The organism is Pseudomonas retamae, from assembly GCF_043496865.1.
Classification (GTDB): domain Bacteria; phylum Pseudomonadota; class Gammaproteobacteria; order Pseudomonadales; family Pseudomonadaceae; genus Aquipseudomonas; species Aquipseudomonas retamae.
In genome coordinates this window covers 728,260-742,510 of the sequence record NZ_JBIEIL010000003.1, presented here as the reverse complement: position 1 = coordinate 742,510, position 14,251 = coordinate 728,260, and the positions used below count along the sequence as shown (strand labels likewise).

Genomic DNA, 14,251 nt, shown 5'->3' with positions numbered 1-14,251 from the left:
CAAGCCAGCTCCCACAAGGATCTGCGAGGTTCACAAAACCCTGTGGGAGCTGGCTTGCCAGCGATGACGGTCTCAAGGCTGAACCACTGTAACTGACTGACCCCAGCCCCAGTCGTTCAAGGCGAATGCGTAATGTCAGTCATATCGTCCACCGCCAAAGCCCCGGTGTCGGCCGTTTCCAGCACCACATAGGCGCTGCCGCAAAACAGCGAATTCAAGCGCTTCATGTCGGCGATCAGCTCAAGGTGCAGCGAGCTGGTCTCGATACTCTGCACGATCTTGCGTTGCAAACGGCTGACATGCGCATGGGCCAGACGCCGTTCCTGGGCGCGAAAGCGGCGCTTCTCGCGTAACAACTGGCGGGCGCTTTCGCGATCGCCGCTGAGGAACACCGACAGCCCCAGGCGCAGATTGGCGATCAATTGCTGGTGCAACCCGGCCAGATCCTCCAGACCCTCTTCGGAGAACGAGCGGCGCTGGGAGGTTTTCTGCTGCTGGATCTTGCGCAGCATGCGCTCGATCAGATCGGCGGCGAGTTTCAGGTTGATCGCCAGCTCGATGATCTCGGCCCAGCGCCGACTGTCGCGCTCGCCAAGATCCTCGCGGGGCATTTGCGCCAGGTACAGCTTGATGGCGCTGTACAGCGATTCGATGTCATCGGTGAGCCGGCGTATCTCCTGAGTGACGGCGGTCTGCTTGCCGCGCAGCACATCGAGGGTGGCATCGAGCATGTTGTCGAGCAGGTCGCCGATGCGCAGGGTTTCTCGCGCGGCGTTGGCCAGCGCCAGGCTCGGTGTGACCAGTGCTGTCGGATCGAGATGCCGTGGTTTGGCCGTGCCGTTGACCTCCGGCCGCTCCGGCAGCAACCAGGCACATAGCCGCGCCATCGGCCCGACACTCGGCAACAGAATCAGGCAGCGCGCGGTGTTGTACAGCAGGTGGAAGCCAATGACCATTTCCTGCGGGCTGAAATCGAGGCTGTCGATCCAGTGCACCAGCGGATCGAGTACCGGAATGATCAAAAGCAGGCCGATCAGTTTGTACAACAGACTGCCCAGCGCCACCTGCCGGCCGGCGGCGTTCTGCATGCTGGTGCTCATGAACGCGAGAATGCCGCTGCCGATGTTGGCACCGATCACCAGACCAATCGCCACTGGCAGGCTGATCACGCTTGCCCCCGCGAGGGTGGCGGTGAGCAGCACGGCGGCGAGGCTGGAATAGGAAATCATCGCAAACAACGCGCCGACCAGGGCGTCGAGCAATATGTCGCCGGTCAGCGAGGCAAAAATCACCTTCACCCCTTGGGCTTGAGTGATCGGCGCCGCCGCTTCGACAATCAACTGCAGGGCGAGAATGATCAGCCCCAAACCGATCGATACCCGGCCCATCTGCCCGAGCCGTGTCTGTTTGCGCGACAGGAAGAATATCACCCCGAGAAAGATCAGCAGCGGCGACAACCACGACAGGTCAAACGTCAGCACCCGCGCCATCAACGCCGTACCGACATCGGCCCCCAGCATGGTCGCCAGCGCCGGCGTCAACGCCATCAGGCCCTGACCGACGAACGAAGTCACCAGCATCGCAGTAGCGTTGCTGCTCTGCACCATCGCCGTGACCAGAATACCGGCGACGAACGCCAGCCATTTCTTCGACATGTTCTGGCCGATGACGTGCCGCAGGTTGGTCCCATACACCCGCAGAATGCCGGTTCGGACGATATGCGTGCCCCAGATCAGCAAGGCCACGGCAGAAAGAAGATTGAGCAGGGTGAGCATGCAGACCCCCTGTAATAGCAGCGCCCCAGAGGGGCAAGTGGACGGCACCGCGCGGTTTCTACGTTCTTGATACTTAAGCTGTAGTTGGCGAACGGTCTCGGCGCCAGCATTGCACAGCTAAAGCGTGGATTGAAACAAAAGTGTCATGAAAAACGGGTTTGTCGGTACCTTCTGAATCCAGCACAAACAAATGTAGGAGTGAGCCTGCTCGCGATAGGGTCGTCAGCCTCAACATCGTTGTTGACTGACGGACTGCTATCGCGAGCAGGCTCACTCTTACAGGTTTCGGCGTGGCAGGATCAGCGTGTCGCGATTTCTCATGCTCCGCTTCGATCCCGACCCACACTGATATCAATCAAATATTTCGCAGTCGTCGGATCTTCCCTGTCACAGCTTGAGGAGCACTTAATCAAGAGCAGTAAGCTGTACTTTCCCGGTACGTACAAATCAATGCCCACAGGCCGATCAAAGAGTTTGGCCTGCAGCCGCTCACGCTTGGGAGCGGAGTCCAAGCTGAACCAGTCATTGTCTACCAAAGGCTCAACCTTCCACCCGCGCGATTTGAGGATATTTTGCGTAGCAATCAACCGATCCAGAGCTTCTGCAAACGGCAAGGTTTCTGTCATCGGCGATGTCGTCAGTGTCGAGACTTTCTGACTCGCATAAGTAACAGCACCGAACACAGTCAGGGGAAGCTTGAAACCATGAACGGGGTCGTCGAACTCAATGATCGTCGGGCTGCTGATCCATGTAGAGCCGGGACGAGGGGGATCCGTCGGGTCATTAGGATCACCAGGATAGATCGCCGTTTTGTCTTCAACGTCAAATGTCGAATCCCTCTCGACACTTTGGTAAGGCTTACCGATGTGGACACGCAAAACGTCCTTCGGAGAATGAAACGATGTGATGCAAAGAAACAGCGCAAAAAACAACGCTCCCTTCCAAAATCTCCAATGAGACGAATGGCAGATCCTCATTCGCTGTAGTGATCCTTTCCTACGCTGACATCGATCAGATATTTCGCCGTTTTCGGATCACGCTCGTCGCACCGGGCGTAGCATTTGACGTTGAGCGCGAGACTGTACTTATGGGGGATCAATAGCACCGTCACCATGACGTGATCAAACAACTCGGCCTGAAGCGTCTTTCGACTGGCCTCATCAGCCGTGTTCAACCAAGGATTCGTCTCAGAGTTCCACTCTGCCCAACCGGCGTTCCTTAATTGGCTCTGTAGTTGATCAAGCACGACGATTAGTTGGTCGAAGGGCAACGTTTCGAGCATCGGAGAGGTGGTCATGTTCGAGACCTTCCCCTCGTCAAATCCGATTGAACCGAACTTGGTAACAGGCAGCGTGAAACCGTGCTCCGGGTCATCGAAATGAATAATGACCGGTGTGGAAATCCAGGCTGAGCTGGGGTGCGGAGGATTCCCGGGGTAAATCACAGTGTGGGCTGGCACGCCAAACGTTGAGTCTGCAACCGTCTCTTCGTAAGTCTTTCCGATATGAACTCGCAAAGTATCCGTACTCCAGTTGGAATACGCGATTGCCGTACCAGCCAACGCAGCAGCAAGAATTATCAGGAAACGTTTTCTCGACAACTGGATCACTGGACTCCTCCACCCTTTGATATCTCTGTTATGGATTGCGTGAGCTTGCCTCGTGAAGCAGGGTCTTTGAGCAATGAATCGAACTGACTAGCCGCTCGGATAACGAACTCCATCCGCTGATTTTTGTCAGCCAAGTTAGCCAATGGGTTGCTACCAAATGCGACTTTTCTTCCGTCCGGGGCTTTGCATTGACTTGCAAGGGTCAACTGAATTTCCTCAGCGGCTCCCGACATTATTCCCGTGACCACAGATACAGCGTTGCCTGCATGTGTGCCGCGCATCAGGTAGGCAAAGTGCGCATCGTCGTACATTGCTGGCTGCAAAATATTGATTTGTTCGTGCTGAGCCATGAGCTCAACACTTTTAGAAATCCTTCCTTCATCAATGGCTTTGAACGTGTCACTGACTTGCGACTGCACCAGCCCAAACTCCACTTTGCTGGAAATAGGCCATAGCACTTCGCCTTTGAGTTTATTGCGCAGCGGGAGACACGCTTGCATCTCTTTGAATCCCCGCACCATAAAAAACCGGTGCAACGGATAAACGTCGAGAAACAGCGACGTATTACCCAGCGCCAACATCTCATAGACATAGTCCAGTTGCTGCTGAACCACTGAACGTGGGTTGTCGCCGAAGGTGATGTCCTCGGTCGGCATCGGATTGGCCGCCCGAGCTTTTTCCAGCTCCTGTTCCGCCTCGGGATTGGTCCTGCTGAACTTGAACCCAAAGCCTTCGAACAGGGTTTCCGATGGCGCGGTTCGGACCTTCTCCTGCGCAGCAATGGCGGTTTGCAGTTTGGTGGCGTGGATCAGCCCACACCCCACCTGCTTCGAAGCAAACGCCGCCAACCCTGCCCACTGAAAGCGGTTATCCGCCAACCACAATTGCGCGTAAGCAGCGTTGATCTTGCGGTTGCGGGCCTGTGGGTCGGCGATCAGGACCCCGCCGGGGGCGACCCATTCTTCGGCTTCCTTCTGGAAGCGCCGCCACAGGCAATTGCAGGTCAGCAGCGGGACTTCGACGCGGGTTTTCGGGTTGGGGCCGGCGGTGCTGGTTTCCCGTTTGCAAGTGGGCAGCTCACAGGTGCTGTCCCAGAGTTTTTTCATGTCCAGGTCGTCTGGCGCGATGCATTGTGCAGTCATTGTTTCGTCCTTGAAGGTCAGGCGGTCCAGCGTACAACGGCGAGATCGGGCTGCTGGGTCGCGACGCTCTGGGTCATGCCCTGCGCATTGGTCAGGCCTTTGACAATGCGCCCTTCGGCGGTTTCGATCTCGTAGCCTTGTTCGGCGATGGGTTCGCCGTTGCCAGCGCTGACGGCTCTGAATTCGACCAGAGGCTGGCCAATGATCGGCAACGGCGGCACGAACGGCGCAGGGGTGTGCGAGCTGCCGATGATCACGTTACCGGAGCCACCCACCACGACGCCGCCATGGCTGGCGGTGCTGTCGAGGGTCATGGCGTTCTTGCCGTTAATGAACACTGTCGACGAAAAGGCGCCGCTCAGCGCTTGGCCGCAGGTGCATTTGTCGCCGAGGCGGGCAGCGGCGAGGCCGTTGAAAAAGACGTTCCCCGAACCGCTGGCAATCGGGTTGGTGCCGTGACCGGGAAGCGGGCAAGTGGTCGGGTCCGTGACGCGCGCGGCGGGTTTTCCAGACATGAACGTTGCTTGTATGTCGTTGAGGCGAGCGGGGAAGCTAACGGCCAGAGCCTTGAGCGTCAACCGTTGTGCCCGGTAGCAACGGTGGTCCTGGATAGCGCCACAGTCGAAATGGCCTTGCCCAGAAACAACTGTGGGAGCGAGCCTGCTCGCGAAAGCGGTGTGTCAGTCGGCAACAACCTTGACTGATCTACCGCATTCGCGAGCAGGCGCGCTCCCACAGGGGAATTACCGGATTGTGCGCGTCAGGTGCTAGCGCAGTTTCACCGGATCCTGCTGCTTTTTCTTGCGTGCAATCGCGCCGCGCATCTTGATGTTGATCGATTCGACCGCCAGCGAGAACGCCATGGCGAAGTAGACGTAGCCTTTCGGTACATGCACGTCGAACGATTCAGCGATCAGCACGGTACCCACCACCAGCAGGAACGACAGCGCGAGCATCTTCAGCGACGGGTGCTTGTCGATGAATTCGCTGATCTTGCCCGAGGCCAGCATCATCACCAGCACCGCCACGATGATCGCTGCGACCATGACCGGCACGTGGGAAACCATGCCGACGGCGGTGATCACCGAGTCCAGCGAGAAGACGATGTCGATGATCGCGATCTGGATGATGGTGTAGAGGAAATTGCCGCCCTTGCCCGAAGGCGCGTCGTCGCTGTCCTCTTCGCCTTCCAGCGCGTGGTACATCTCCTGCGAGCTTTTCCAGAGCAGGAACAGGCCACCGAAGAACAGAATCAGGTCGCGGCCGGAAATGCCCTGGCCGAACACTTCGAACAGGTCGGCGGTGAGGCGCATGACCCAGGTAATCGACAGCAGCAACAGGATTCGCGTGACCATGGCCAAGGCCAGACCGAAGATCCGGGTGCGCTGCTGCATGTGCTTGGGCATGCGGCTGACCAGGATCGAAATCATGATGATGTTATCGATGCCGAGGACGATTTCCAGGGCGGTCAGGGTGAAGAAGGCAACCCAGATTTCGGGGTTGGTCAGCCATTCCATGTGTATTCCTTTGAGCAATTGTTAAACCGAAAAAGGCCCGGGCTTCAAACCGCGAAGCCAGGACCCGAATCGGTGAGTCTTGGGCTTATAGAGTGCTGAACACCGGGAAAGTCCCCAACAGCAGCGCAGCAATCAGAATGCAGATACACACCAGGATCGCCCATTTCAAGGTGAAACGCTGGTGATCACCGAAATCGATACCCGCCAGGGCCACCAACAGATAGGTCGACGGCACCAGCGGGCTCAGCAAGTGGACGGGCTGGCCGACGATCGAGGCACGGGCCATTTCCACTGCAGTGATCCCATAGTGACTGGCCGCTTCGGCCAGCACCGGCAACACGCCATAGTAGAACGCGTCGTTGGACATGAAGAAGGTGAACGGCATGCTCACCAGCGCCGTGATGACCGCCAGGTACGGGCCGAGGAAATCCGGAATCACCGCCAACAGGCTCTTCGACATCGCATCGACCATGCCGGTGCCGGACAGGATACCGGTGAAGATACCGGCGGCAAAGATCAGCCCGACCACTGCCAGCACACTGCCGGAATGCGCCGCGACGCGATCCTTCTGCATCTGCAGGCACGGGTAGTTGACGATCATCGCAATACTGAACGCCACCATGAACAGCACCGGCAGCGGCAGCAGGCCGCCGATCAGCGTGCACATCAGGCCGAAGGTCAACGCGGCGTTGAACCAGATCAGCTTTGGACGGCGGGCGTCCGGGAATTGCGAGACGCTGATTTCGCTGTGATCAATCTCGTCGCCAACCAGATGCAGCTCACCGAGGCGGGCACGTTCACGTTTACCGTAGAAGTAGGCAATCAGCAGGATCGCCACTACACCGGCAGCCATCGCCGGGATCATCGGCACGAAAATGTCCGACGGATCGACGTGCAGCGCACTCGCCGCACGAGCGGTCGGGCCGCCCCAAGGGGTCATGTTCATCACACCACCGGCGAGAATGATCAGACCGGCCATGATCCGCGGGCTCATGCCGATGCGGCTGTACAGCGGCAGCATCGCGGCCACGCAGATCATATAAGTGGTCGCGCCGTCACCATCGAGGGAAACGACGAGCGCCAGTACGGCGGTGCCGACCGAAACTTTCAACGGGTCGCCCTTGACCAGTTTGAGGATCTTGCGCACAGCCGGGTCGAACAGGCCGGAGTCGATCATCAGGGCGAAATACAGAATGGCAAACATCAGCATCACGCCGGTCGGCGCCAGCTTGGTGATGCCTTCGAGCATCATCGGGCCGATCTTCGGCGCAAAACCGCCGAACAGGGCAAACAGGATCGGGATGATGATCAGCGCGATCAGCGCGGACAGGCGCTTGGTCATGATCAGGAACATGAACGTGATGACCATGGCGAAGCCAAGGAATGTCAGCATGGGAAATACTCCAGGCGCAGCGCGGCGAGTTGGTTGAGCGGATCAGGCGCGATCAGCGCAGAACGACAAACACGAAACGTACGGGCGGAGTGACAGCGAAGAGGCGGGTTGCAGAGGACATCAGAATCACCATTGTTGTTGTTAAATGGGCCGGGGCGAGCGAGTCATCGCAGGCATGGGCCAACCGGTCTGTTGCCGGGAGTGGGGCGATCCTAATCGGGGAAGCTTTCAGCTACCTTTCGCGGGTCAAAGCTTTGAATGAACGGTCATGCGCTCGCGGAAGCGGACTGTGAGCCAATAAACACGGGGGAGGGCACTATCAAGCGCCACTCCTGGCACAGCAGCGGCTGCCATTGCCGACACATCCGCTGATGTTTGAGTTGCGACCAGCGCTGTTCAAAAAACCGACAGGTTCAACGGCCGCATCGCGCCCATCCAGATCGCATGGTCGCTGTGATCGAGCAAATCATTGCCGGTGTCGGGGTGCAGAAACACCACCAGGCCATGGCGGTTGAGCGCTAGCCACGGCAGGACATCGCCGAGCAACTCAGGGCCGAAGGCCAACTGGCAGCTCCAGTCCGGGTGCGGGCCGACCGGCCGTTCGTGGACGCGGCCCATTTTCAACGCAAACGTCTGCGCGGCTTCTTCGCACAAGGCGCGCGCCTGGTCGATGGTATCGGCGTCGAAATAGACGTGGGCGTGGTAACCCTTGATCGCGTGCATCGCAAATCCTCTGATCGGTTCGAACCCTCGGCGTTTTCCACCGTCACAGGCCATATGGGCCCAGAACAAGGAAAACAGCCATGAAGAATGCCGAAACCCCGGCGGTAAAAGTGGTGCTCTATGGTGCCATGAGTAGCCTGGGCAGCGCGTTGATGGCTGAGCTGCTGCGGCGCCAGCACGAAGTCATTGCCATTCTTGACGATCTCACCGCACTGGCGCCACGCCCGGGTTTGCGTACCAAAACCGGCGACCTGTTCGATCCGGAGCGGGTCAACCAGAGCGTGGCCGGCAGCACAGCGGTCATCTGTCTACTGGATGCGCCGGGGTTGCCGTTCAGCAGCGATCACGTCGAGCGCTCGGTGGTACTCGGCCCGGTCGAACAAGTGCTGGCGGTGGACGCGCTGGTCGATGGGCTGCAACTGGCCAGTGTTGCACGGCTGTTTCTGGTGGGTGATTTTGCCGTGCTCGACGAGGCGGACGTCGATGATCGCCTGCAACGCCACGCTGCGGAAGAAATTCGCGAGGCGCTGCAAAGCAGCTCGTTGCAATGGACACTGGTCAACGCGCCCCATGGAGTGGCGGGGCTGACCATCGAACATTTCAGTCAGGTCAGCGGCAATCTCGAGCCGGGCCTCGCCGAGCCGCTGGAGCGCTTGAATCGCGCGGCGGTGGGGATTGCCGACGAGTTAAGGCTGAATCTGCATATCGGCGAGCATGTGAATTTTGTCGCAGCATCGGACTAGCGTCTCAGATGGCGATCGAAGGCAGTGCCAGTCCGTTGAACGAGGCGGCACTGCTGGCCTGTTCGGCCATCAACCAGTCGACGAACAATTGAATCAGCGCGCCGCGACGTTTGCGTGGCGGCAGTACGACGTAATAACCAAGGCGTGACAGGGTGGTTTCGGCGAGTGGGCGACACAACAACCCTTGCGTCAGCAAGTTATCCACAAGGTGCCGCCAACCGATCGCCACACCCTGGCCGCCAATCGCCGCCTGGATCAACAGCGTGTAATTATCGAAACGCAATTGCCCCGGTGCCGGTGCGGTGGCGATGCCGAGTTCGCGAAACAGGCCACTCCAGTCGAACCAGTTGCTGCTGTTCTCACCGCGCAAGTGCAGCAGCGGAAACTCCAGCAACGCCTGCGCCGGCAGCGGTAGCGGGCGCCCCTTGAGCAACAGCGGGCTGCACACCGGAAACACTTCTTCGCTGAACAGCCAATGGCTTTCACCCTGTTTGAAACGCCCGTCACCAAACAGCACCGCCACATCGATATCGGTGCGCAGCATGTTGTGGTTGCGCTCGCTGGTCACCAGGCTGACGTCGATATGCGGGTTGGCCTCGTGAAAACGGTGCAGGCGTGGCATCAGCCAATACGCGGCGAAGGCAAAATCCGTGGCGACTTGCAGCACTTCGTGTTGCTGCTGCGTGCTGATCGCGCTTAACCCCGCATCGATATTTTGCAAGCCGAGGCTGACCTGCTCGAACAGGATGGCGCCGACCTCCGTCAGCTCAATACCTCGATAGATGCGATCGAACAAGCGCGTGCCGAGTTGTTCCTCCAGCCGTTTGATCTGCTGGCTGATCGCCGGTTGCGTGGTGCCGAGTTCGACCGCCGCGGCGGTGAAACTGCGATGTCGAGCGGCAGCCTCGAAGGCGCGCAACAGGTCGAGCGACAGGTCACCGAGGGCTTCATACATAAGCTGTGTTTATCCTAGTCATTGTCTGGCGCAGGCTTTACCGAACAGAGCATGGACTCCATGCTCGATTGCAGCAATGTCGCATAAATATTCACTATGGAATGCCGCGATCACATGAAGCGCAAGAACATTCTTTTCATCATGGCCGATCAAATGGCCGCGCCAATGTTGCCGTTCTACGGCCCGTCGCCGATCAAACTGCCGAATCTGTCGCGCCTCGCCGAACAAGGCGTGGTGTTCGATGCCGCTTATTGCAATAGTCCGCTGTGCGCGCCGTCGCGTTTCACCCTGGTCAGCGGCCAGTTGCCGAGCAAGATCGGCGCCTACGACAACGCTGCGGATTTTCCCGCTGACATCCCGACCTACGCCCACTACCTGCGCCGCCTCGGCTATCGCACCGCACTGTCGGGCAAGATGCATTTTTGCGGCCCAGACCAATTGCACGGCTATGAAGAGCGCCTGACCAGCGATATCTACCCGGCCGATTACGGTTGGGCCGTGAACTGGGATGAACCGGATGTACGGCCGACCTGGTATCACAACATGTCGTCGGTCCTGCAGGCCGGCCCCTGCGTACGTACCAACCAGCTCGATTTCGATGAAGAAGTGGTGTTCAAGGCTCAGCAATATCTGTTCGATCACATTCGCGAGGACGGCGAACAGCCGTTCTGCCTGACCGTTTCGATGACTCACCCCCACGACCCGTACACGATTCCCAAGGCCTTCTGGGATCTGTACGACGATGCCGACATCCCGCTGCCCGCGACGCCGGATCAGCACGAACTCGATCCACACTCGCAACGCCTGCTCAAGGTTTACGACCTGTGGGACGAACCCTTGCCTGTGGATAAGATTCGCGATGCGCGCCGCGCTTACTTCGGTGCGTGCAGCTATATCGACGCCAACGTCGGCAAACTGCTGCAAACCCTTGAAGATACCGGTTTGCTGGAAGACACCATCGTGGTGTTCTCCGGTGACCATGGCGACATGCTCGGCGAGAAGGGCCTCTGGTACAAAATGCACTGGTACGAGATGGCTGCCCGTGTGCCGCTACTGGTCAGCGCACCGGGGTTGTTCGATGCTGGCCGCGTCAGCGCCGCGGTGTCGACCGCCGACCTGCTGCCCACCTTCGTCGAACTGGCCGGAGGCACGCTCGAACCGGGCCTGCCGCTGGATGGCCGCTCGCTGGTTTCACACCTGCAAGGGCAGGGCGGTCACGATGAAGTGTTCGGCGAATACATGGCCGAAGGCACCGTCAGCCCGTTGATGATGATCCGTCGCGGCGCCTACAAATTCATCTACAGCGAAAGCGACCCTTGCCTACTCTTCGACGTAGACAACGATCCGCGTGAACTGGAAGAGCTCAGCCAGTCGCCGGCACATCGCCAATTGTTCGAAGACTTTCTCGCCGAAGCGCGGGCCAAATGGGACATTCCGACGATTCACGGCCAGGTGCTCGCCAGTCAGCGCCGCCGCCGTTTCGTCGCACAAGCCCTGACCCTCGGCAAGCTGAAGAGCTGGGATCACCAGCCGCTGGTTGACGCCAGTCAGCAGTACATGCGCAACCACATCGACCTTGATGATCTGGAACGCAAAGCACGTTATCCACAACCCTGCCAAAACCAATAATGTAAGGGGAAGTCCATGGGCAAGTTATCCATAGTCGTAACGGTTGGTCTGATCGCATTGAGCAGCGCTTCGGCGTTTGCCGAACAGAGCTGCGGCACGGTGAAAATGGCCGATCCGGGCTGGAGCGACATCGCGGCGACCAACGCCATCACCGGGTTCCTGCTCGACGGCATGGGTTACAAAGCGAAGATCGACACCCTCGCCGTGCCGATCACCTTTGGCGGTCTGAAGGACGGCCAGGTGGATGTGTTCATGGGCAACTGGATGCCGGCACAGCAAGGCTTCTACGACAAGTTCGTCGCCACCGGTGATGTCACGCAGCTGACGAAGAACCTCGAAGGCACCGAGTTCACCCTCGCCGTGCCGGATTACGTGTGGGACGCGGGTGTGCATGATTTTGCCGACCTGAACAAATACGCCGACAAGTTCGACCGCAAGATCTACGGCATTGGCTCCGGTGCGCCAGCGAACATTTCCCTGCAGGAGATCATCAAGAAAAATGACTTCGACATGGGCCAGTGGAAGCTGATCGAGTCCAGCGAACAGGCGATGCTGGCGGAAGTCTCGCGTGCGGTGAAGAAGCAGAAGTTCGTCACCTTCCTCGGCTGGACCCCACACCCGATGAACGTGCAGTTGAAAATGCATTACCTGAAGGGCGGCGAGAAGTACTTCGGCAGCACCGGCAGCGTTTATACGCTGACGCGCAAGGGTTACGCCGAGGCCTGCCCGAACGTGGGCAAGTTGCTGACCAACCTGGCGTTCACTCAAGAGATGGAAAACAGCATCATGGCCGAGGCGGTGAACAAGAAGATCAGCAATGCCGAGGCGGCGAAGGCGTGGATCAAGGCCAATCCGGCGGTGCTGGATAAATGGCTGGATGGGGTGAAGACGGCGGATGGCAAGGATGCGTTGGCGGCGGTGAAGGCCAAGCTTTGATTTAGCGCGCACAGATCGTTCCCACGCTCCGCGTGGGAATGCCTCAACGGACGCTCCGCGTTCGGCTTTGAATGGGACGCAGAGCGTCCCGGCTGCATTCCCATGCAGAGCGTGGGAATGATCGGCGTAAGGGCTGATACCCTTGTTTAAAATTTCATCTGCGAGGACCCATGGCCTTCCCCAGCCGCCACTCTCTCTTTCCTTTCCTCACCTGGCTGCCACGGCAAACCCGCGCCAGCGTCGGACGGGATCTGATCGTCGGGCTCAGCGGGGCGATTCTTGCGTTACCGCAGTCGATCGCCTACGCGCTGATCGCCGGCCTGCCGCCCGAGTACGGTCTGTATGCAGCGATTGTCCCGGTGCTGATTGCCTGTCTGTGGGGTTCGTCCTGGCATCTGATCTGCGGCCCGACGGCGGCGATTTCGATTGTGCTGTTTGCCAGCGTCAGCCCTTTGGCCGTCCCGGCATCGCAAGACTACATCACGCTGATTCTGTTGCTGACCGTGCTCGCCGGGATCTTCCAGTGGCTGCTCGGCTTGTTGCGCTTCGGCGCGCTGGTGAATTTCGTTTCGCATTCCGTGGTGCTGGGGTTCACCCTCGGCGCGGCGGTGGTGATTGCCATCGGTCAGTTGCCGAACCTGCTGGGGCTCGAGTTGCCAGCCAAAGCCACGGCGCTGGCGAGCCTGCTCGATCTGCTCCAGCAACTGCAGGCGGTGGATAAACCTTCGCTGGTAGTCGGCGTGGCCACGGTGCTGGTCGGCATCGTGCTCAAACGCTGGCTGCCGCGCTGGCCGACGCTGCTGATCACCCTCGTATTGGCCAGTTTGCTGGTCTGGCTGTGGCCGGCGATGTTCGGCCATGTACAACTGGTCAGCGCCTTTGTCGGGCGTTTGCCGCCGTTCAGTGCCTTGCCGCTGGACCTTGACCTGGTCTTGCGCCTGCTGCCAAGCGCGGTGGCAGTGGGCATGCTTGGCCTGGTCACCAGCCTGTCGATCGCGCGCTCGATTTCCGCGCGGTCGCAACAGTTACTTGATGCCAACCAGGAAGTCCGTGCGCAGGGTTTGTCGAATATCGTCGGCGCGTTTTTTTCTGGCTCGCTGTCCGCCGGCTCGTTTACCCGCTCAGGCCTGAGTTATGAGGCAGGCGCCTGCTCGCCCTTGGCCGGGGTGTTTTCGGCGCTGTGGGTGGCGCTGTTTGCGATGTTTGGCGCAGGGCTGATTGCGCACATTCCGATCCCGGCGATGGCCGGGAGCATTCTGCTGATTGCCTGGGGCCTGATTGACCATCGCGCCATTCGGGCATTGCTGCGGGTCAGCCGCGCCGAATTCGTGGTGATGGCCCTGACCTGCCTCGCCACGTTGCTGCTGGAATTGCAGACCGCCATTTATGCCGGTGTGCTGGCCTCGCTGTTCTTCTACCTCAAGCGCACCTCGCAACCACGGGTGCAACACTGGCGCGACGGCGAAGACGATGTGCTGCGGGTCGGCGGGTCGATCTTTTTCGGCGCCAGCCATTACCTGCAAGTGCGTCTGCAACGCATGCACGGCGAACGGGTGGTGATCGAAGCGCAGCAGATCAATTTCATCGACTATTCGGGGGTGGAAATGCTGCACCAGGAGGCGCGACGCCTGCTGCGCCAGAACCGCAGCCTGACCTTGCGTCGGGCGCGGCCGCAGGTGGTGGAGGAATTGCGCAAGCTCGAAGGGCCGGAGAAGTGCCCGATCAGGTTTGAAGATTGACTTCGAGAACACCGAATAACCTGTGGGAGCGAGCCTGCTCGCGAAGACGGTGGCACATCCGCAGTCGATGTGTCAGATAGACCGCTTTCG

At 59.3% G+C, this 14,251-nt stretch carries 13 protein-coding genes; 4 read left to right on the top strand and 9 right to left on the bottom strand.

The window, feature by feature from the left end; all coding sequences use genetic code 11:
- Positions 1–116: 116 nt before the first annotated feature.
- The 8 genes from ACGSLL_RS08505 to ACGSLL_RS08470 all read right to left on the bottom strand — a co-directional run bounded on the left by ACGSLL_RS08505 (position 117) and on the right by ACGSLL_RS08470 (position 8,159).
- Positions 117–1,775: a Na/Pi cotransporter family protein gene (locus tag ACGSLL_RS08505; protein WP_258451046.1), complete on the bottom strand. Its 1,659-nt coding sequence runs from the start codon at positions 1,773–1,775 to the stop codon at positions 117–119.
- A 317-nt stretch (positions 1,776–2,092) separates the two neighbouring features.
- Positions 2,093–2,707 (bottom strand): hypothetical protein, encoded by a 615-nt coding sequence (locus ACGSLL_RS08500; RefSeq protein ID WP_394504846.1) that lies wholly within the window; start codon positions 2,705–2,707, stop codon positions 2,093–2,095.
- A gap of 41 nt (positions 2,708–2,748) precedes the next feature.
- Complete coding sequence (locus ACGSLL_RS08495) at positions 2,749–3,384, bottom strand: hypothetical protein (protein WP_394504844.1); 636 nt, start codon at positions 3,382–3,384, stop codon at positions 2,749–2,751.
- The gene (locus ACGSLL_RS08490) at positions 3,381–4,526 is read right to left on the bottom strand and encodes a DUF2515 family protein (RefSeq protein WP_394504842.1); all 1,146 of its coding nucleotides are present in this window, start codon (positions 4,524–4,526) and stop codon (positions 3,381–3,383) included. Before ACGSLL_RS08490 ends, ACGSLL_RS08495 begins: the two co-directional genes overlap by 4 nt.
- Before the next feature lie 17 nt (positions 4,527–4,543).
- The gene (locus tag ACGSLL_RS08485) at positions 4,544–5,041 is read right to left on the bottom strand and encodes a PAAR domain-containing protein (RefSeq protein WP_394504840.1); all 498 of its coding nucleotides are present in this window, start codon (positions 5,039–5,041) and stop codon (positions 4,544–4,546) included.
- Between the two features lie 252 nt (positions 5,042–5,293).
- Complete coding sequence (locus tag ACGSLL_RS08480) at positions 5,294–6,043, bottom strand: TerC family protein (RefSeq protein WP_394504838.1); 750 nt, start codon at positions 6,041–6,043, stop codon at positions 5,294–5,296.
- An 85-nt stretch (positions 6,044–6,128) separates the two neighbouring features.
- On the bottom strand, positions 6,129–7,436 hold the full coding sequence (locus ACGSLL_RS08475) for a CitMHS family transporter (RefSeq protein ID WP_039757164.1): 1,308 nt from the start codon (positions 7,434–7,436) through the stop codon (positions 6,129–6,131).
- Between the two features lie 396 nt (positions 7,437–7,832).
- On the bottom strand, positions 7,833–8,159 hold the full coding sequence (locus ACGSLL_RS08470) for a DOPA 4,5-dioxygenase family protein (protein WP_394504835.1): 327 nt from the start codon (positions 8,157–8,159) through the stop codon (positions 7,833–7,835).
- Positions 8,160–8,239: 80 nt separating this feature from the next.
- Here ACGSLL_RS08470 and ACGSLL_RS08465 point away from each other — a divergent pair, with 80 nt between their 5' ends.
- Positions 8,240–8,902 (top strand): NAD(P)-dependent oxidoreductase, encoded by a 663-nt coding sequence (locus ACGSLL_RS08465; RefSeq protein WP_258451049.1) that lies wholly within the window; start codon positions 8,240–8,242, stop codon positions 8,900–8,902.
- Positions 8,903–8,906: 4 nt separating this feature from the next.
- Here ACGSLL_RS08465 and ACGSLL_RS08460 read toward each other — a convergent pair whose 3' ends face one another.
- The gene (locus ACGSLL_RS08460) at positions 8,907–9,857 is read right to left on the bottom strand and encodes a choline sulfate utilization transcriptional regulator (protein ID WP_394504832.1); all 951 of its coding nucleotides are present in this window, start codon (positions 9,855–9,857) and stop codon (positions 8,907–8,909) included.
- A gap of 114 nt (positions 9,858–9,971) precedes the next feature.
- Here ACGSLL_RS08460 and betC point away from each other — a divergent pair, with 114 nt between their 5' ends.
- The 3 genes from betC (at position 9,972) to ACGSLL_RS08445 (ending at position 14,161) form a co-directional block, all read left to right on the top strand.
- Positions 9,972–11,486: a choline-sulfatase gene (betC, locus tag ACGSLL_RS08455; protein WP_394504829.1), complete on the top strand. Its 1,515-nt coding sequence runs from the start codon at positions 9,972–9,974 to the stop codon at positions 11,484–11,486.
- Positions 11,487–11,501: 15 nt separating this feature from the next.
- Positions 11,502–12,422, top strand: a complete 921-nt coding sequence (choX, locus tag ACGSLL_RS08450; RefSeq protein WP_394504827.1) for a choline ABC transporter substrate-binding protein — start codon at positions 11,502–11,504, stop codon at positions 12,420–12,422.
- A 170-nt stretch (positions 12,423–12,592) separates the two neighbouring features.
- Positions 12,593–14,161, top strand: a complete 1,569-nt coding sequence (locus tag ACGSLL_RS08445) for a SulP family inorganic anion transporter (protein WP_394504825.1) — start codon at positions 12,593–12,595, stop codon at positions 14,159–14,161.
- Positions 14,162–14,251 lie beyond the last annotated feature (90 nt).